The organism is Bradyrhizobium sp. UFLA05-125, assembly GCF_059803515.1.
Genome location: NZ_JBANBJ010000013.1, coordinates 49,474 through 68,488 on the forward strand (window position 1 = coordinate 49,474; position 19,015 = coordinate 68,488).

The following is a 19,015-nucleotide window of genomic DNA, read 5'->3' on the forward strand; positions in this document are numbered from 1 at the left end:
GAATCCAGTACGCCGCGGCTTCTCCGTATCCCGTCGCTGTCTCTGGAATACTGGATCACCCGCTTTCGCGGGCGATGACAGCGTTATTGTGGTGATCGCGAGCGCCCCTCCTAGAGCTCGCGTCTCACGCCCCGTTCAGGAATTGAAGCGGGTCAACCGGGTTTGATCCTTTGCGGATCTCGAAGTGGAGCTGCGGCGACGCCACCTCCCCGGATTGACCCGATTTGGCAATGACCTGGCCGCGCTTGATGGTGTCGCCGCGCTTCACCAACAACTCACTCGCATGGGCATATGCGGTGACGTAGCCGTTGGAGTGCCGAACCAGGACCAAATTGCCGTACCCCTTAAGCTCGTTGCCGGAATAGGCAACGACGCCGTCTTCAGCGGCCTTGACCGGCGTGCCTTCGGGCACCGCGAGATTGATGCCGTCATTGCTCTTGCCGTTGGTCTTGGCGCCGTAGCTCGTGATCACCTTGCCGCGCACCGGCCAGCGGAAGGTCGGCAGCGCGCCAGTAGCGTCCGCGGCCTTCGCCGGCGTCTCGGCGGACTTCTCTTCGACGTTGGCGGTGGCTTGGGCCAGCCGTGCGCTCTGCACCGGTGCGGCAACCGCGACCCTGGTGGCGGGCACGGTTGCCACCGCGGCAGGCGGCTGAGCGACGGCGACGGGCGCTGCAGCTACCGCTACGGGAGCAGCCGGCGCGGCAACGGCCGCGGTCCTGCCACTCGGCACGGTCAGCTTGGTGCCGAGCTTGAGCTTGGCCGACGGATCGAGACCATTGGCGCGCGCGAGCTCAGCCACCGGAATGTGGTTCTTGCGCGCGATGCTGGCGAGCGTGTCGCCACGATTGACGAAGTGAGTGCCAGCCGGCGCGCTGGCGACCACCGCCGGTTTGGCTGCGGGCGCCGCGACTGGCGCTGCGGCAACCGGAGCCATGGCCGGCGCAGGCGCCGCGGCGACTACCGCCGGATGCGGAATGACGATCTGCTGGCCGGGCGAGAGCGCGCGCGGGCCCTTGTAACCATTGGCAGCGAGGATCGCCTGCGGAGTGACGTGATAGCGTTTGGCAAGCACATCGAGCGTGTCGCTGGTACCAACGATGATCTTGGTTCCACCGGCGGGACGGGCCGCGGCAACCGAACGCGGCGGCACGGTACCAGTGGCCTCGAGATGCGGCTGTGCCGGCGGCGCATAGGACCCCATGCCACGCCCGCCTCCGGCTACACCCCCGCTTGCTGCGACGGGAGAGGATTGTGGCGCGGCGATCGCCGGTGGCGGCAACGGCTGGGACTGATAATAGCCGGGCTGTGTCTGCGGCCGTGCATATTGCGGCAGCTCGCGCTGCTGCGGCGGCGCCTGCTGCACCGACCCGGTGGAGTCCTGGGACGCGAAGGGATTGGAGAAGTTGGACTGCGAAAGCCGCGACGACATATCGGCGCTGCATCCGGCGAAACCGAACGAGATCAGCGCCAGGACCGCGACCTGCGGCACGCGGCGCGAGTAAAGCAACTCGGCAAGAGCGGACATGGTTACTCACTCGTACGCAACTGAACTGGTCTTTTAAGTAAACACGCGCCGAGTAAATAACCGCTTAACCCTCCCAATAAGGTGTTGGCAGCACTGCCGATCCGGAATTCTACAACTCGCGGGCCACGCCAGGCAGCGCGGGGACGAAGCGGACGTCGACGAGTTCCCTGCGCTCGGTCCCAGTCTCGGTGCGGGTCAGGCGGATCAGGGTCTGCACCCCCTGATGGGGTCCGACCGGCGCAATCAGGATGCCCCCGACCTCGAGCCGCTCGATCAGATTGTCCGGGATCTCTTCCATCGCGGCGGTGACGATGATGCGGTCGAAGGGACCGATATTGGGCGGCAGATCGAGACCGTCGCCGAGCATCACCTCTACATTGTGGCAGGCGAGATTCTCCAGCCGGGCGCGCGCCGTATCAGCGAGTTTGCGATAGCGCTCGACCGTCAGGACATGCCCGGCAAGCCGCGACAACACTGCGGCCTGGTAGCCGGAGCCGGTGCCGATCTCCAGCACGCGATGCTGCTTCTGCAACCGAAGCTGCTCGGTCATGTAGGCAACGACGAAGGGCTGGCTGATGGTCTGCCCGCAGGCGATCGGGAGCGCGCTGTCGCGGTAGGCGTCCTCGCGGTCCGCCGCCTCGACGAACAGATCGCGCGGCACCTCCTCCATGGTGCGCAGCACCGCCTGATCACTGATGCCGCGACGTCGCAGCGTGAGCTGAAACAACATCTTTTCCGGCGGATGCTGATTGGTGGTCATTGGCTAATTTTTCGTCGCGTTTTCATCTCGGCCGGGCCGAACCCGCCATGCAGTTGCGACCTTCGTCGCAGCCGCGGGATTCTTGTTCCGGCGCAGGAACCCATGATAAACTTCTGCCACGGCATCTGACCACAGAATCTGCTTTCCGCGGAATTGGTCATGCCGCCATTTCCAGATCGGGGTTTGTCCAAACGCTCGTTGCGTCGCATGGTTTTATCTGCGAACGTTTGATGGGAAGGGCAAGGACTCACGGAATGACTGCGACACGGCCTTCGGGCGGTTCTGTTTTCCTCGTCGAGGACGAGGTCATGATCAGGATGATGGTCGCAGACATGCTCGAAGAGCTTGGCTACAAGGTCGCGGCCGAGGCTGGCGACATTTCCGAAGCGATGCGGCTTGCACAGTCGACCGAATTCGATTTCGCCATCCTCGACGTCAACGTCAATGGCAAGGTGATCTCGCCGGTCGCAGACGTCATTAAGGCCAAGGGCCGGCCCTTCATCTTCGCCACCGGCTACGGCTCGTCCGGCCTGCCCGAGCAGTATCGCGACCGGCCCGCGCTGCAAAAACCATTTCAGCTCGACGCACTGGGCAAGACCATCGAGTCCGCGCTGCGCGGTGGCTGACGCCGATTAGGCATCGCCGATCCTACGTGCTGCGATGCTGGACTTATGCCGGTGATTTGCCCGACACGTCAATCGATTTCGAAAAATACGAACCCCCTGCCCGGCAACCCTCGGCTACTTTGCATGGGGTTGTTTTCGATGTTTTTGCTGGACGGCCCCCGACGACGTCAGGCCGAAGGCCTCTCACGACGGCGAACCCGGCCCTATTTCAGCGTCTCGCCGAGCGCCTGCGAAAAGGCCTCATCGGTGCGGTCGAGCTTCAGCGGCGTCACCGAGATGTAACGCTCGCGCAGCGCGGCGAGATCGGTGCCATCCTCCGGCAGGTCCATCATCGCGGCACGCTCGAAGCCGATCCAGAAATAGGGATTGCCGCGGCCGTCGCGGCGCTCGTCGATCCTGAGGAAGCCGAGATTGCGCTTGCCCTGCCGCGTCACGCGGATGCCGAGAACCTCCTCCGGCGCGCAGGACGGAAAATTGACGTTGATCACGGTGTTCCTGGGCACGCCGGCCTTGAGCACCCTGCGCAGGATGTCGGGGCCGAACTTGCGCGCGGTATCCCACGGCGGACGCTCGCGCGTCTCGACGCTGAATTCCTGTGACAGCGCGAACGACGGCAGGCCCAGAATGGTGCCTTCGAGCGCACCCGCGATGGTGCCGGAATAGACGACGTCCTCGGCGACGTTGCGGCCCTTGTTGACGCCGGACAGCACGACGTCGGGCAGCGTCGCCCCAAGGATATGGCGCGCGCCCATGATGACGCAGTCGGTCGGCGTCCCCCTCACCGCGAAGTGCCGAGGTCCGACCTCGCGCAAGCGCAAGGGATCGTTCAGCGACAACGAATGCGAGACGCCGGACTGGTCGAGCTCGGGTGCCACGACCCAGACATCGTCGGACAGGGCGCGTGCGATCTCCTCCACGACCTTGAGGCCGGGCGCGTGGATGCCGTCGTCATTGGTGCAGAGAATGCGCATGCGTCAGATCGATTCCTGGGATACCTCTGAGGAGGTCTTATCCGGCTATGACCGATCAGGCAAACCGGCGAAAGGCGGGAGTTTCCGGGCCGCCTGGAACCTACCAACGGCTTTCGGCACGCCCGTCGCCTAGCGGCGGATGCGCCATTGCGGCAGGAAGCGCGCCAGCCGGCCTTCCGCTCGCAAGGCGAGCACGACCGGCGGGGCAGGTTTCGGAGGTGGTGCGACGGGTGCCGGTGCAGGCGGCAGGTCAATTACAACTTGCACCGGTGCTTGCGCCTGCGGATAGCGCGTGCGCGCCTGCGTCAACGCCTTGTCAAAATCCTCGAGATTGATCCCGGGCTTGGCGCGCCGGCTTTGCACGAAATCGTCGTCCCAAAGCCGCGCGATCTCGATGTCGAGCGCGCCGCGCAAGCGCTGGTCGACCGCTTGGACGCCAAAGCCGGTCACCGACCATTGTCTGCCGATCCAGAAGATGTCGCGGTGCAGGGCCATGAATGGTCGCCGGAGAAGTCGGACGGCCGTCAGGATAACCGGCCGCCCGATCTTCGCAACCAAACGTTTCTGCGTTACAGGCGGGCAACACGCCCTACTCGCGCGCGACCACCTTCAGCCCGCCCATGTAGGGTTGCAGCACGTCCGGAACGGCAATCGAGCCGTCCTCCTGCTGATAGGTCTCCATCACCGCAATCAGCGCGCGTCCGACCGCGGTGCCGGAACCGTTGAGCGTATGGACGAACCGCGGCTTGCCGTCTGGCCCGCGCGAACGCGCGTCCATGCGGCGAGCCTGGAAATCGCCGCACACCGAGCAGCTCGAGATCTCGCGGAATGCCCCACCCTCGCCCTGGCCTGGCATCCAGACCTCGATGTCATACGTTTTCTGCGACGAAAAGCCCATATCGCCGGTGCACAACGTCATCACGCGATAATGCAGGTCTAGCCGCCGCAACACCTCCTCCGCACAGGCCAGCATGCGCTCGTGCTCGTCCTTGCTCATCTCCGGCGTCGTGATCGACACCAGCTCGACCTTGGTGAACTGGTGCTGCCGGATCATGCCGCGCGTATCGCGCCCTGCCGCGCCCGCTTCGGCGCGGAAGCACGGCGTCAGCGCCGTCAGCCGCATCGGCAACTGTTTTTCGTCGAGGATGGACTCGCGCGCGAGATTGGTCAGCGACACTTCGGCGGTCGGGATGAGGCCAAGCCGTTCGGTTCGCAACCGCCCGTCGTCGGGTGCGGCCAGCAATTCGCCCTTGATCGCCCAGAACTGGTCGTCCTCGAATTTCGGCAATTGCCCGGTGCCGAACATGACTTCGTTGCGTACCAGGAGCGGCGGGTTGATCTCGGTGTAGCCATGCTCGTTCGTATGCAGGTCGAGCATGAACTGGCCGATCGCACGCTCCAACCGCGCGAGGCCCTTTTTCAGCACGACGAAGCGCGCGCCCGAGAGCTTTGCCGCAGCCTCGAAGTCCATGTAGCCGAGCGCATGGCCGAGATCGTCATGCAGCTTCGGCGTGAACGCGTAGTTGCGCCTGTTGCCGAACACGTGGTGCTGCACGTTGCCGTGCTCGTCGACGCCATCAGGCACTTCGGCAAGCGGAAGATTGGGGATCGCCGAAAGCTCCTTTGCCAGCTCCTCGTCGGCTGCCTTCGCGGCCGCTTCGAGCTCCGGCATCGTGGTCTTGAGCTCGGCGACTTCGGCCATCAGCCTGGTCGCGCGCGCCTCGTCCTTCGCCTTCTTGGCCTCGCCGATCTCCTTGGAGGCGGCATTGCGCCGGGCCTGGGCCTGCTCGGAAGCCAGGATCGCCGCCCGCCGCTTCTCGTCGATCGCCAAGAGCGACGCCGACATCGGCTTCAACCCGCGCCGGGCGAGGCCGGCGTCGAAAGCTTGCGGATTGTCGCGAATCGTCTTGATGTCGTGCATGGCTGTGGTCCTGGGGCTTGTTACAAACCTTCAACTTTCAGGTTGCAGGTTTGCAAATGGCGGATTTCCCCTAGCACGGCTGTCATCGCCCGCGAAAGCGGGCGATCCAGTATTCCAGAGACAGTGCGAGGGTACGGAGAAGCCGCGGCGTACTGGATTCCCCGCTTTCGCGGGGAATGACACCGGATGATTTGGGCCTATTCCGCCGGATTGGCGCTAGACGAAGTGCCGCTGGACGATTGCGAAGCCGCCGCCTTCTTCTCCACTATCGATACCGCGATGATCGAGCCCTCATAGAGCGCCAGCAAGGGTATGGCGAGCGAGCACTGGCTCAGCACGTCGGGCGGGGTCAGGACGGCCGCGATAATGAATGCGATGACGATGAAATAGCGGCGCTTCTCGCGCAGCATCTTCGACGTGATGATGCCGATGCGGCCGAGCAGCGTCAGGATCACCGGGAGCTGGAAGGCGACGCCGAAGGCGAAGATCAGCGACATCATCAGCGACAAATATTCGCCGACCTTGGGCAGGAGCTGGATCTGCGCTGTCTCGTCACTGCCGGCCTGTTGCATACCGAGCGAGAAGCGGATCAGCATCGGCAGCACGACGAAATAGACCAGCATCGCACCCAGCACGAAGAAGACGGGGGTCGCGACCAGATAGGGCAGGAAAGCCTGCTTCTCGTGCTTGTAGAGGCCGGGCGCCACGAACTTGTAGATCTGCGTGGCGACGATCGGGAACGAGATGAAGCCGGCGCCGAACAGCGCGAGCTTGAGCTGGGTGATGAAATATTCCAGCAGCGCCGTGTAGATGAACTTCGAATTCTCCGGCCCTGCGACCCACACAAACGGCCAGACCAGCACATTGTAGATCTGCTTGGCGAAGAAGAAGCAGAAAATGAACGCGATGCCAAAGCCGAGCAGAGCCTTGATCAGCCGCGCGCGCAGCTCGATCAAATGGTCCATCAACGGCGCCTTGCTGGCCTCGATGTCGGCGTCGGTCATGACGCTTTGGCGTCCTTGATCGCTTCAGGTAGCGCGGTGTCCTGGACTAAGGTGTCCTGCATCACGGGAGCCGCCTCAACCTCGCGGGTGATCGCGAGCGGTTCATTTGCTGCTGCATGCGCCTCCGCTTCCACAAAGGTCGCGGGCGTGGGGGCTTCCGGTGTCGTCGGCATCACCGGTGCTTCGCTTGAAGCCGCAGGCGCTTCACTTGACGTCGCCGGCGCGTCGCTTGACGTTGCCGGCGGCTCGATCGCGGGCGTGGCCTCCGCCGGCTTGTCGATGTCCTCGATGCGCAGCGCCTCGTTGACGTCCTTCGTGAGCGAAGTCATCAAATTGTTGCGGGTGAAGCCGGAGGCCGCTTCCTTGACCTCATCGAAGCTCTTCTTCAGGTCGGCCATCTCGGCCTCGCGCATGGCTTCCTGAAATTGCCCCTGGAACTCGGCGGCCATCTTGCGGGCCTTGCCCATCCATTGGCCGACCATGCGCAGCACACCGGGGAGCTCCTTCGGGCCGATGGCAACCAGCGCAACGACCGCGATGAGGACCAGTTCACTCCACCCGATGTCGAACATGAAGTCTTCCGTTCAGGCAAGCCGCGATTGGCCCAATCCTCGACGTACGGGATCGGGACCGCCCATGTCTGCCGATCTTTGGCTCAGACGGCCTTGCTGCCGACGTCGGACCGTGCCGCAGTCGGCGCGGCGTTGTGCTCGATGGACTTGGCGGCGTCGGGCTTGTCGGCAACCTTGTCGTCGTCCTGCATGCCCTTCTTGAAGGCCTTGATGCCTTGCGCCACGTCGCCCATCAGATCCGAAATCTTGCCGCGGCCGAACAGCAGCAGGACCACTGCGATCACCAAGATCCAGTGCCAAATGCTAAGTGAACCCATCCTGCAACCCTCCAAACACGCATGGCCGGAGACCCGGCCGATCTTCACAGAAACCTAGGCTTCGCAGGTGTCAAAAACAAGGACCAAGGCAGCGCCAATTCGCTGTTGGCGCTAGGTAATCTTGCTAGTGTTAACTGGTCACGGCAGTCCGTAGAACGACGGGCCGTCAGCCCTCGTCACTGCCCTCGCCGCCTTCCGGCGTCTCCGGTTCCGGCTCTGGCGCCGGGGCCAGCGCAAGGTCCAGATCCTCGCCGGGCTCGAGCGGATCCTCGTCCTCACGCAGCGCTGGGTCGTCCGACGGCGTCGGCACGCTGAAACCGGTTGGCAGACGCGAGTCCAGAAGACCTGTGCCCTTCAGCTCCTCCAGGCCCGGCAGGTCGCCGAGTTGTTCCAGGGTGAACTGCGACAGGAAATCCTCAGTGGTTCCGAAGGTCAGCGGGCGGCCCGGTGTCTTGCGCCGGCCGCGCGGCTTGATCCAGCCGGTCTCAAGCAGCACGTCGAGCGTGCCCTTCGAGGTCACAACGCCGCGGATCTCCTCGATCTCGGCGCGCGTCACCGGCTGGTGGTACGCGATGATCGCCAGCACCTCGATCGCCGCACGCGACAGGCGGCGGGTCTCAGTGCTCTCGCGCGTCATCAGCCAGGCAAGGTCGCCCGCGGTGCGGAAGGTCCATTTGTTGGCAACGCGCACGAGGTTCACGCCGCGCGTCGCATATTCCGCCTGCAACTGCGCGAGCGCAGCCTTCACGTCGACGCCTTCGGGCATGCGCTTGGCAAGGGTAGCGGTATCCAGCGGTTCGCTGGATGCAAACAGCAGCGCTTCGAGAAGCCGCAACTCTTCGGGACGTGCCTGGGATTCGTTGTCCATCGGCTCGATCTCTTCTACCCGAACTTCCGCCAAAGCCATGGCAGCTTCTCCTTTCAACTAACCGGCCGGTGCTTCAGGCGCGGGAGGCGCGCCTGGTACCGGTTGATGCCGCCCCTTTCGGAAATAGAGCGGCGCGAACGCCTCTTTCTGGTTCAGTTCCAGCTGGCCTTCCCGCACCAGTTCGAGCGCGGCGGCAAAGCTCGAGGCGAACACCGTCGCACGCTGCGACGGATCGGCGACGTAGCGGATCAGGAAGTCGTCAAGACGACCCCAATCGTCCGATTCAGTAAGGCCCCCGACCAGCCGCTCCAGCGAGGCGCGCGCTTCGGCGAGCGACCAGACCGTCCGCTTCGCAAGATGCACGCTCGCCAGCACGCGCGACTGCCGCTGCGTGGCGTAGGCCGTGAGCAGGTCGTAGAGCGTCGCGGTGTATTTCGGATGCTTGACCTCGGCGATCTGCTCTGGCTCACCGCGCGGGAAGATGTCGCGCAGCAATTGCTGCCTGTTCATCAGCCGGTTCGCCGCCTCGCGGATGGCCTCGAGCCGGCGCAGGCGATTGGCAAGCGCGGTAGCCATCTCCTCCGCGCTCGGACCTTCCGCCGTCGGCGGTTCCGGCAGCAAAAGGCGAGATTTCAGGAAGGCAAGCCAAGCCGCCATCACGAGATAGTCGGCCGCAAGCTCCAGCCGGATCTTTCGCGCGGCCTCGATGAAGTGGAGATACTGATCGGCGAGCGCCAAGATCGATATCTTGGCCAGGTCGACCTTCTGCTGCCGCGCCAGCGCGAGCAGCAGATCGAGCGGACCTTCATAGCCCTCGACATCGACGACCAGCGCCGGTTCGCCCTCGGCGAGCTCGGCGGGCCGCCCGGTTTCAAACGATAGGATTTCTGCGGTCATGCGGATGCCGTGTTCGCCTGTGCGATCAATGCGTCGAGTTCAGCCCGCGCCGCGGTCCGGTCGAGCGGCTGCGGCGCCATGCGCGCGGCCAGCGCCCTGTTCGCGCGCTCCAGCGCCTTGCCCGACAATTCGGGCGTTTGGCCGGCGACCTCGTGCATTTCCTCGATATTCCCGTTGCAATGCAGGGCCATGTCGCAGCCGGCTGCAAAAATCGAACGCGTGCGCTCGCTAATGGTGCCTGCCAATGCGTTCATCGACACGTCATCACTCATTAACAAACCCTGGAACCCGATCACGCCACGAATCACCTGCTCAACCATTGTCGCAGATGTCGTCGCCGGATGGGCGGCGTCGAACGCGCTAAACACAACATGTGCAGTCATCGCCATCGGCAGGTCAGCCAATGGCTTGAACGCGGCAAAATCGGTGCGCTCCAGCTCATCCCTTGGCGTGTCCACCGTCGGCAACCGAAAATGGGTGTCAGCCGTCGCCCGGCCGTGACCGGGGATATGCTTCAGCACTGGCAGCACACCGCCCTGTTCGAGCCCGTCCGTGACGGCGCGGGCGATCGCGGCGACCCTGGCCGGCTCGGTTCCATAGGCCCGGTTGCCGATCACTGCGTCGGCGCCCGCGACCGGTACATCGGCGAGCGGCAGGCAGTCCACGGTGATGCCAAGATCGGCCAGATCAGCCGCGATCAGCCGGGCGCTGAGGCGCGCAGCCGTCAGCCCCAGCACCGAATCAATATCGTAAAGCTTTCCGAACACGGCGCCGGACGGATAGACCGGCCAATGCGGCAGGCCCAGCCGCTGCACCCGCCCCCCCTCCTGATCGATCAGGACGGGGGCGTCCGGGGAGCCCGCGACGGCGCGCAATTCCTGAACAAGCGAAGCCACTTGAGCCGGGGTCCCGATATTCCTCTTGAAGAGGATGAAACCCCACGGTCGTTCGGCACGGATAAAATCCCGCTCGGCGGCGGTCAATTCCGTTCCGGATACGCCGGTAATGAAGGCCCGCGTGCTCATAGTCGCCGATTAACCGTACCCCGCTAGGGGGTCAAGGAAACGGCCGATAATACTACGGGATAAAGCACTGACCGCCGGCGGTCTTCAGCTCGGTGCAGAACTGGACGGCTTCCTGACGGGTCCGGTACGGACCCACCATGGCGCGGTACTTCACCTTGTTGTCGGCCAAGTCCACCCGCTTGATCACCGGCGAGCGGGATCCGAGCGCCGACGGGAACTTGCCCTGGAGCACGCGGAAGGAATCTCGCGCGGCGGATTCGGTATCCTGGGACGATATCGAGACCATGTAGCTGCCACCGCCCTCAGCGGGGACCGGGGCGATTTGCGTCGGGTTGGTCGCGGCCAACCGGGTCGGCGGCGGCGGCGCGGACGGGTCCGGCGCACCACCCTGCGGCGCCAGCGACATCGGCTGGCTGGCGCTGGCGTTGGCCGAGGCCGGCGGATTGCGTGACGCGGCTGGCGCGGTGGCTGCCTTCGGCGCCCCGGCCGGCTTGGCTGCGGCCGCAGCCGGCGTGCTATCGGTCTGATCGCCCTTCACCGAAAGCGTCTTGATCCGGCGCGGCTCGCTGTTGGGCATCGTGCCGTTATTGGGCGCGACGGCTGGCGGCGGCACGGTCGACGGTGACACACTCGCGACCGGCGGCGGATTGGCGTTCGGATTGAGTGGCGGGAAGACGACGCGCGGGCCGCCGGACTTGGCGTTGACGTCGATCGGCGCTTCCTCGCGCGGCACGATCTTTTCGCTGCCGTCACCGGTGACCATGCGATCCGGCACCTTGGCAGAGGCATCGGCGGGCGCGGGCACGACCTTGGTCGGCGTATTGTCCGCCTTGATGATCGGCGGTTCGCCGCTGCGGGGCGATCCCAGATAGGTCTTGTAGGCGAAGGCGCCCCCGGTTCCAACCACGGCCAACGCAAGGATGGCCGCAACGGTCATCAGCCCGCGGCGCGTCTTGTGCGGAACCTCTTCCTCGAGTTCGTCCTCGGGATAGTCGCTCTGATAGGCGTAAGGATCGTCGGGATAGGACGGATCGCGCTGGAAATCCTGCTGCCCCCCTTCGAGCTGACCGTAAAGCGCGTCGTCATAGCGCGACGGATCGATCGGATCATCGTGTTCGGGATAGGCCTGGGACTCCTGGTAGTCGGGCTCTGCCGTCGGCTGCTGCTGTGCCGGGAAGCGCTGCATCGGATGCACCGGGTTCACCGCCGGCGCGTAGCTCGGCTGCTCGGGCACAGCCGGCTGCGGCTGAACGTTGGCACGCCGCATCCAGGACGGCGGTCCGGGCGGCGGTGGCGGCTCCACGTAATCATCTTCGTAGCTATCCGGCGCGTAGCTTTGCGCGGGTGGCTGGTACGGCGCGGGCGCCGGCGGAGCTGGCGGCCTTGCGGCGGGCCGGCCCTGCGAAGCGAATGGATCGTTCTGGCCAATCAACCGGGCGAGCTCGGCCAAGGGATCGTTGTCCGCCCCGCCATGCTGATCGCCGCCGCGATCATAGTCATCGGAAGGATACGGTTTGTTCTGATATCGTCGTTCGGCCATCGTGATGATGCGTCCCCTTCGGGAAAGCCGCCGGTCCTCGATCCGAACCGCGGCCTCCACCCACAAGGCATTCAACCAAGTCGCATTACGTAAGCGAGCCGGCTTCTGCCGGTTAGCCCCCACAGATTCCCTGAAGTAGTCCGCCCCAAACTACCGCATCTCGTCCGGGGCATGGACGCCGAGAATGGCGAGACCCGATGCCAGAACCGAGACGACGCCCTGGACCATTGCCAGCCGCGCCTTTGTAAGCTGTGCATCATTATTGATAATGAAGCGTAAATAGGGCAGGTCGCGCCCCTTCGTCCAAAGCGCGTGAAATTCGCTGGCTAAATCATAGAGATAAAAGGCAATTCGGTGCGGCTCGTGGGCCGCGGCGGCAGCTTCCACCGTCCGTGGATAAATTGCGAGCCGCCGCAATAAATCGAGTTCCACCGGGTCCGAGAGGCGCTCTATCGCCGAATCCAGCAACCAGGCGATCCGCGATTCGGTCGTCTCCGGCAGGTCGGGAAATACCTCTGCCCTGGCGTTGCGGAAGATCGAGTGGCCCCGGGCGTGACCATACTGGACGTAGAACACGGGATTGTCGCGCGACTGCTCGATCACCTTGGCGAGGTCGAAATCGAGCACCGCATCGTTCTTGCGGTAGAGCATCATGAAGCGGACGGCGTCCCTGCCGACTTCGTCCACCACCTCACGCAAGGTGACGAAGTCACCGGCGCGCTTGGACATTTTGACCGGCTCGCCGTTGCGCAGGAGCTTCACGAGCTGGACGATCTTGACGTCGAGCGCGGCGTTGCCGGCCGTGACGGCCTTCACCGCCGCCTGCATCCGCTTGATGTAGCCGCCATGGTCGGCGCCCCACACGTCGATCATGTCGGCAAAACCGCGGTCGAACTTGTTCTTGTGGTAGGCGATGTCGGACGCGAAATAGGTGTAAGAACCGTCCGACTTGATCAGCGGACGGTCGACGTCATCGCCGTAAGCCGTAGCCTTGAACAGAAGCTGCTCGCGGTCCTCCCAGTCCTCGACCGGCGCGCCCTTCGGCGGCGGCAGGCGGCCCTCGTAGATATCGCCCTTGGCACGCAGGAAATCGATCGTCTCGGTGACCTTGTTGTTGCCGCTCTCGATCAGCGAGCGCTCGGAGAAGAACACGTCGTGGCGGATGTTGAGGGCGGCGAGATCGCCCTTGATCTCGTCCATCATCATCGCGATCGACTTTGCGCGCACGGTCGGAAGCCATTCGGCTTCACTCATCGTGCGCAGCTTGTCGCCGTGCTCCTTCGCCAGCGCCTCGCCGACCGGCTTGAGATAGTCGCCCGGATAGAGGCCCTCCGGGATCGGGCCGATATCCTCGCCAAGCGCCTCGCGATACCTGAGGAGCGCTGAGCGTGCGAGCACGTCGACCTGGGCACCGGCGTCGTTGATGTAGTATTCGCGCGTAACGTCATGGCCGGCGAAATCGAGCAGGCTTGCCAGCGCATCTCCGAACACGGCGCCGCGGCAATGGCCGACATGCATCGGCCCGGTCGGGTTCGCGGAGACGTATTCGACATTGACCTTCCCGCGGCCGCTCAGGCGCCCGTAGCCCGCCCCCTCGCGCAGCAGGGTGCGCAGCGCTTCCGCCCAGGCGGACGGCTTGAGCGTCAGGTTGATGAAGCCGGGTCCGGCGACATCGACCTTGGCGATCAGCGCATCCGCACGCAGGCGTTCAGCGATCTGCTCGGCGAGATCGCGCGGCTTCGCCTTGGCCTCCTTCGCCAGCACCATCGCGGCGTTGGTCGCCATGTCGCCATGGGAGGGGTCGCGCGGCGGCTCGACCACCACGCGCGAGAAATCGATGCCTTCCGGCCAGTTGGCCTCCGCCGCGAGCGCGCGGCAAACGGCGTGCACGCGCACGAGCACGTCGGCGAAGAGATGCAGCGATGAGGGTGTGTCGGCCATGGCCGCCGCCTAACGCAAATCCGGGGTCGAGTCAAAGAGCCGCTGGTGCTCGGTCAGGGCGAAACGGTCGGTCATTCCGGCAATGAAATTGCCGATCCGGCGGGCCCTATCGGCCTCGTCATCCGCCTCCGCCCCGGTCAGCCATTCCGGCGGCAGCTCGCTTGGCGAGGCCTGATACTTCGCGAACAAGTCGAACAGGATCTGTTCCGCCTCCCCCATCACGCGCATCACCCGCTGGTGACGGTACATGTGCTGATAGAGGAAGGTCTTGATCGCGGCCTCCTGCCCCGCCATCGTCGGGGGAAAGGCGATCATCGCCCGGCTCTGCTGGCGCACGTCCTGGGCTGATTGCGGCTGGATCGCCGCTAGGTTGGCCTTCGCCTCGGCGAAGACGGCGCCGATCAGATGCGAAATCAGCTCGCGAACCAGCTCGGCGCCGCGCCTGACGTCCTCGAGGTTCGGATAGTGCGCACCGATCTCGGCGATGATCTCGGCCATCAGCGGGATCGTCTTGAGATCATCGACCCCGAACAGGCCCGCGCGCAGGCCGTCGTCGATGTCGTGAGCGTCGTAGGCGATGTCGTCGGCGATCGCCGCGACCTGTGCCTCCAGCGAGGCAAAGCTCCAGAGCTCCAGGTCGTATGCCTTGACGTAGTCGGCGATGCCGACGGGAACGCCGTGCTCGCGGTAGCGTCCGACCGGCGCACCGCCGCGATCGGTCAGCGGGCCGTTGTGCTTGACGATGCCCTCGAGCGACTCCCAGGTCAGGTTGAGGCCGTCGAAATCGGGATAGCGGTGCTCGACCGCCGTGACGACGCGCAAGGTCTGGGCGTTGTGATCGAAGCCGCCACAGATCTTCAGGCACGCATCCAGCGCCCGCTCGCCGGCGTGTCCGAAGGGCGGATGGCCAAGATCATGCGCGAGCGCCAAGGTTTCCGTGAGATCCTCGTCGAGCCCGAGCTGACGGGCCAGCGCGCGGGCGATCTGCGCGACCTCCAGCGAATGGGTCAGGCGGGTGCGGTAGTGGTCGCCTTCATGGAACACGAACACCTGGGTCTTGTACTTCAGGCGGCGGAAGGCGGTCGAATGGATCACCCGGTCGCAATCCCGCCGGAACGGGCTGCGGGTGCGGCTTGGTGGCTCCGTGACCAGCCGGCCGCGGCTGCGATCGGGATCGCAGGCATAGGGTGCGCGGGGGGCAGCCATTCCGACGGACACGGCGAATTTAGTCCCTATCCATTTGATTCTGCGGACCTCTGCACATAACTATGTTGGACCCGGAATACCAAATGAATTGGATATGACGCGGGACGACCGGAGAGATGCAATGACGACTGCCGTGACCATCAGCGACCGGGCCGCGCGCCGAATTGGGGAGATCCTCAAGGGCGAAGGCACCGGCGCAATGCTGCGGATCTCGGTCGAAGGTGGCGGCTGCTCGGGCTTCCAGTACAAGTTCGACATCGAGCGCGACCGCACCGACGACGACCTCGTCATCGAGCGCGACAATGCGGTCGTGCTGGTCGACTCGGCGTCGCAGCCGTTCCTGGCGGGCTCCGAGGTCGACTTCGTCGACGACCTGATCGGCGCCTCCTTCCGCGTCAACAATCCGAACGCGACCGCCTCCTGCGGATGCGGGACGAGCTTCTCGATCTAGCCCAAATCAAAATCCGAAAAACAACCCCATGCAAAGTAGCCGGGAGAGCCGGCATCAGGAACTTCGGGATTAGCGAAACGATTTGACACGTCGGGCAAATCAGGGGCAATATGTGATCGTCGCAAGGTCAGCATAGGCGCTGCGGCTATCCCAATGCCCCGACTGGACGCGCCCGATACAGCCCGCCGCCATCCAATCAGACCAGACAGTTCGAATCTCGTCAGCGGCGCCATCTCGCCAGAGCACGCTACCACGACCGAAAGCGCTCGCTTCTTCGACACTGCTCGTGCTGGGCAGGGGCGATTCACCGCTCCTCAAACCCCGGCCTCTCAGTCGCGACCACCGGCAACTGCACCGCCAGGTGCCTCAGCGTACCGTCCTCGTTCAGGCTCGCGAACAGCGCGTAGTGCGCCGTATCCCAGCGCATCGGCGCGGTGTCGGTCGCATCGGCATCGGGTGACCCGAATTTGGCGGCCAGCACTGCTTTGCTGTCGCCGAAGCGCAGGCCGAACGGCAGCGCGCCAGTGAACCGCGCATGCATGGAACTCCCTGGTCCGTAGACGCGGATGTTGTTCAGCACCAGCGCGCCATCCGGATAGTGCCGTTGCGGCACGTCGAGCGCATCCGCGACGCGGAACGTCAGCTCGACGCCGAGCTGGTAATTCTGCAGGAAGGTTATGAACCGGCCGTGTTTTAGGACCGGCATGCCCTTAATGCCAAACGACGCGACGAGATCACGCACTTCGGCTTCGCCCCAAGTGCGACCGAGCGCAGCTAGGATATCGATCTCCATGTCGGCTCCTTGCGCTCGATCAACCCTCACGCGCGCCTTCGCGCTCAAAGGAGTCGGCGCGGTTCGCGCGACCGCGACTTTCGGCACAACGTCAAGCTCCTACGCGCACGCGACCGAGGCGCATAAACAAACGCAACAGATGCAGGCGATTGCCCGGGCGGGAATCATGCAGCGCTCATCGCGCGTTTCAGAAGACAGCTCGCATTTGGTAGCGCGCCGCACGCGCAAGGTTCACCCCTACGTCACCTGCCCCCTTTTGGCTCCCTCGCACATCGCCGTTCCCGGGATTGATCGAAATGGTTATCGCTTCCCCCCGAAAATTGGGCGGATGGCCGCCCATGGGGAGTGGTGCAAGATCGCAGCCCTTCGCTGGTTACCCGGCGGGATCGCCCGGTTGGCCACGGCATCATAGCGCCACAGCGAAGCAGGAGTGCCCATCTTCATCGGCCGTGGCGCGCCAGTTCTACTATGCTGCACAATCTTGCCGGTTGACGCACAGGCTCCGCGTCAGGCCGACAATCCTCCTGTCGGCTTGCCGCCAATCGCCTCGGTAGGATGCGCCGGTGTAGCAGCCAGCCTGCGATCGCCATGTTCATGATGTTCCAGGCGATGCCGTTGACCAGCGCCGCTGCATAGGAACCGGTCCAATCGTAGATCGCACCGGCCAGCCAGCCGCCCAGCGCCATGCCAGCGAGAGTAATCGAGATGGCGAGGCTGACGCGAAGACCGGCCTCCTGCGCCGGGAACAGCTCGCGAATGATCACCGCATAGCTCGGGACGATGCCCCCCTGCGCCAAGCCGAAAATGGCGGAAATGACGTAGAGCGAGACCAGTCCGTTGAACGGCAGATAAAGCGCGAGTGCGATGGCCTGCATCGCCGAGCCCAGCACCAAGGTCGGCAGCCCGCCGATCATGTTCAACACCCAGCCGAAGATCAGACGGCTCGCCACACCAAAGCCGAGCATGACGGCCAGCATCTCTGCGCCGCGCGCTGTGCCGTATCCGAGATCACCGCAGTAGGCGATCAAGTGGACCTGCGGCATCGACATGGCGACGCAGCAGCACAGGCCGGCGAAGCCCAGCAGACCTTGGGTCACGCCCGGAGCCAGGCCTATGGTTTGGTAGGTGCTGCCGGTGCCCGCCGCTTCGCGCGTAGCCGTCAATACAGGCCGCCGCAGCAGGACCAGGGAAAGCGGCAGCATGGTCGCCAGGCAGAACAGGCCGATGCCGATATGGGTCTGCCGCCAGCCGACTGCAGCAATGAAGTGTTGGATGATGGGTGGCCAGACCACGCCGGCAAGGGAGCTGCCGGCGGTCGCTAGCGAAATGGCGAGGCCGCGGTGCCTGTTGAACCAAAGCGAGGCGTCGGCCACCAGGGGCGCGAAGCTTGCTGCGCCGCCGAGGCCGATCGTGACGCCGGACACAATTGCAAAGGCGAGCAGGCTTGGCGCGAACGCGGCGAGGACGTAGCCGAGACTCATCAGGATCGTGCCCCCGGCGAGCGGCGACAGGATGCCGAAGCGATCTGCCAACCGGCCGACAATGATGCCGCCGATCATGAAGCCGATGGTCGTAAGTGTGTAGGGCAGCGTCGCGTCGGCGCGCGACGCGTTGAAATCGGCTTGTACGGCCGGCAGCGTCACGATGAGCGACCACATGCCCACGCAGCCGAGTGTACTGAGGGTGATGGAGACGACGAGGCGCGTCCATGAATATGAAGTCTCGATCGACGGCATGTCGGGCGGCACGATGGCAGGCTTCCTCGAAGCTTGTGTCCAAGCCGGCCATAGCTACGCCCCCGCCCTCACCCACGACAAAGCAGGATTTCTCTTTTGTAGAGCGAGCGAAACTCATGCACCCTGCGGCCCTGTCGCATAGTCCGGAGCCGGCCATGACGTATCTGCTGCCGCCACTCAATGCCTTGCGCGCCTTTGAGGCCGCTGCCCGCCATCTCAGCTTCAAGCAGGCCGCCCACGAGCTGCATGTCACGGCCGGCGCCGTCAGCCAGCAGATCCGCCTGCTGGAGGAGCGGCTAGGTGTACAACTCTTCGAGCGGCGAACGCGGCAGGTGATCCTGACGTCTGCCGGGGAAACCTATCTGACGCGGATACGTCAGGCGTTTCGTTGCCTCGCCGACGCCACTGCCGAACTCAGGCCTGAGGGCGTCACAAGCCTGCTGCATATCGGGGTGCATGCGGGTTTCGACGTTGACGGGTTGCGGACGCGCCTGGCGCAGTTCCGCAAGGCGCAGCCGCAGGTCGCCATTCGGCTCAGCCAGCCTGCAGGTCTGCACGAGCTGCTCGAAGGCAAGGTCGATGTCGTGATCGCGGATAGATTGCGGCGATGTCCGGGTTACAGGTGCGAGCCTTTAGAGAGTGGTTTTCTGATTGGCCCGCTCGGCACGGCGGATTGTCCCGAGATCGAAACCCTGCGTTCTTGCCTGCTTGGCCGTGTCGAGCTTGAGCCTGCTACGACAACCTAGGCGCACTGGTCGTCGCCCCCCGAGCGCGCCGTTGCGCACCACTTCGACATACGCCAGCGTAGCCAAGATCGGCCCATTCCCCGATTGAGCCGTCAAGTTGGCCATTGAGAGCACTG

Annotated in this window: 19 protein-coding genes; 3 read left to right on the plus strand and 16 right to left on the minus strand. The window is 64.5% G+C overall.

Translation table 11 applies throughout. The annotated features are described in order from the left end of the window. Positions 1 to 124: 124 nt before the first annotated feature. Entirely contained in the window at positions 125 to 1,525 is a 1,401-nt protein-coding gene (locus SO156_RS14960) for a peptidoglycan DD-metalloendopeptidase family protein (protein WP_498535332.1), read from the minus strand. A 109-nt stretch (positions 1,526 to 1,634) separates the two neighbouring features. Further along, positions 1,635 to 2,285: a protein-L-isoaspartate(D-aspartate) O-methyltransferase gene (locus tag SO156_RS14965; protein ID WP_458145413.1), complete on the minus strand. Its 651-nt coding sequence runs from the start codon at positions 2,283 to 2,285 to the stop codon at positions 1,635 to 1,637. A 254-nt stretch (positions 2,286 to 2,539) separates the two neighbouring features. Here SO156_RS14965 and SO156_RS14970 point away from each other — a divergent pair, with 254 nt between their 5' ends. Then, the gene (locus SO156_RS14970; RefSeq protein ID WP_458145414.1) at positions 2,540 to 2,911 is read left to right on the plus strand and encodes a response regulator; all 372 of its coding nucleotides are present in this window, start codon (positions 2,540 to 2,542) and stop codon (positions 2,909 to 2,911) included. A 203-nt stretch (positions 2,912 to 3,114) separates the two neighbouring features. On the opposite strand, the gene surE is transcribed toward SO156_RS14970, so the two are convergent. The 12 genes from surE to SO156_RS15030 form a co-directional block, all read right to left on the minus strand. Next, the gene (surE, locus tag SO156_RS14975) at positions 3,115 to 3,882 is read right to left on the minus strand and encodes a 5'/3'-nucleotidase SurE (protein WP_458145415.1); all 768 of its coding nucleotides are present in this window, start codon (positions 3,880 to 3,882) and stop codon (positions 3,115 to 3,117) included. 129 nt (positions 3,883 to 4,011) lie between these two features. Further along, the gene (locus SO156_RS14980; RefSeq protein WP_458145416.1) at positions 4,012 to 4,377 is read right to left on the minus strand and encodes a hypothetical protein; all 366 of its coding nucleotides are present in this window, start codon (positions 4,375 to 4,377) and stop codon (positions 4,012 to 4,014) included. A 94-nt stretch (positions 4,378 to 4,471) separates the two neighbouring features. Then, complete coding sequence (gene serS / locus SO156_RS14985; RefSeq protein WP_498535333.1) at positions 4,472 to 5,803, minus strand: serine--tRNA ligase; 1,332 nt, start codon at positions 5,801 to 5,803, stop codon at positions 4,472 to 4,474. A gap of 197 nt (positions 5,804 to 6,000) precedes the next feature. Then, positions 6,001 to 6,807: a twin-arginine translocase subunit TatC gene (gene tatC, locus SO156_RS14990; protein ID WP_498535334.1), complete on the minus strand. Its 807-nt coding sequence runs from the start codon at positions 6,805 to 6,807 to the stop codon at positions 6,001 to 6,003. Further along, on the minus strand, positions 6,804 to 7,379 hold the full coding sequence (gene tatB, locus SO156_RS14995) for a Sec-independent protein translocase protein TatB (protein ID WP_498535335.1): 576 nt from the start codon (positions 7,377 to 7,379) through the stop codon (positions 6,804 to 6,806). The genes tatC and tatB overlap by 4 nt, the downstream gene beginning before the upstream one ends. 83 nt (positions 7,380 to 7,462) lie before the next feature. Further along, positions 7,463 to 7,696, minus strand: coding sequence for a twin-arginine translocase TatA/TatE family subunit (locus SO156_RS15000; RefSeq protein ID WP_449383300.1), 234 nt, complete (start codon positions 7,694 to 7,696; stop codon positions 7,463 to 7,465). 166 nt (positions 7,697 to 7,862) lie between these two features. Continuing rightward, positions 7,863 to 8,603: an SMC-Scp complex subunit ScpB gene (gene scpB, locus SO156_RS15005; RefSeq protein ID WP_498535336.1), complete on the minus strand. Its 741-nt coding sequence runs from the start codon at positions 8,601 to 8,603 to the stop codon at positions 7,863 to 7,865. An 18-nt stretch (positions 8,604 to 8,621) separates the two neighbouring features. After that, the gene (locus tag SO156_RS15010; protein WP_458145421.1) at positions 8,622 to 9,461 is read right to left on the minus strand and encodes a segregation and condensation protein A; all 840 of its coding nucleotides are present in this window, start codon (positions 9,459 to 9,461) and stop codon (positions 8,622 to 8,624) included. Continuing rightward, positions 9,458 to 10,486: a beta-N-acetylhexosaminidase gene (nagZ, locus tag SO156_RS15015; protein ID WP_458145422.1), complete on the minus strand. Its 1,029-nt coding sequence runs from the start codon at positions 10,484 to 10,486 to the stop codon at positions 9,458 to 9,460. The genes SO156_RS15010 and nagZ overlap by 4 nt, the downstream gene beginning before the upstream one ends. A 52-nt stretch (positions 10,487 to 10,538) precedes the next feature. Then, a complete protein-coding gene (locus SO156_RS15020; RefSeq protein WP_498535337.1) occupies positions 10,539 to 12,026 on the minus strand; it encodes an SPOR domain-containing protein in 1,488 nt (495 codons plus the stop codon). Between the two features lie 150 nt (positions 12,027 to 12,176). Further along, positions 12,177 to 13,967, minus strand: coding sequence for an arginine--tRNA ligase (gene argS / locus SO156_RS15025; RefSeq protein ID WP_498535338.1), 1,791 nt, complete (start codon positions 13,965 to 13,967; stop codon positions 12,177 to 12,179). A gap of 9 nt (positions 13,968 to 13,976) precedes the next feature. Then, a complete protein-coding gene (locus SO156_RS15030; RefSeq protein WP_498535339.1) occupies positions 13,977 to 15,185 on the minus strand; it encodes a deoxyguanosinetriphosphate triphosphohydrolase in 1,209 nt (402 codons plus the stop codon). A 109-nt stretch (positions 15,186 to 15,294) separates the two neighbouring features. Between SO156_RS15030 and erpA the strand changes: the two genes are divergently transcribed. Continuing rightward, positions 15,295 to 15,624, plus strand: a complete 330-nt coding sequence (gene erpA / locus SO156_RS15035) for an iron-sulfur cluster insertion protein ErpA (RefSeq protein WP_027527378.1) — start codon at positions 15,295 to 15,297, stop codon at positions 15,622 to 15,624. A 304-nt stretch (positions 15,625 to 15,928) separates the two neighbouring features. Here the strand turns inward: erpA and SO156_RS15040 are convergent, their stop codons facing one another. Together SO156_RS15040 and SO156_RS15045 are read right to left on the minus strand one after the other, a co-directional pair. Then, positions 15,929 to 16,417, minus strand: a complete 489-nt coding sequence (locus SO156_RS15040) for a hypothetical protein (RefSeq protein ID WP_498535340.1) — start codon at positions 16,415 to 16,417, stop codon at positions 15,929 to 15,931. A gap of 440 nt (positions 16,418 to 16,857) precedes the next feature. Then, positions 16,858 to 18,153: an MFS transporter gene (locus SO156_RS15045; RefSeq protein WP_498535381.1), complete on the minus strand. Its 1,296-nt coding sequence runs from the start codon at positions 18,151 to 18,153 to the stop codon at positions 16,858 to 16,860. A 155-nt stretch (positions 18,154 to 18,308) separates the two neighbouring features. On the opposite strand from SO156_RS15045, the gene SO156_RS15050 reads away from it, so the two are divergent. Continuing rightward, positions 18,309 to 18,899: a LysR family transcriptional regulator gene (locus SO156_RS15050; RefSeq protein WP_458145427.1), complete on the plus strand. Its 591-nt coding sequence runs from the start codon at positions 18,309 to 18,311 to the stop codon at positions 18,897 to 18,899. Positions 18,900 to 19,015: the final 116 nt, after the last annotated feature.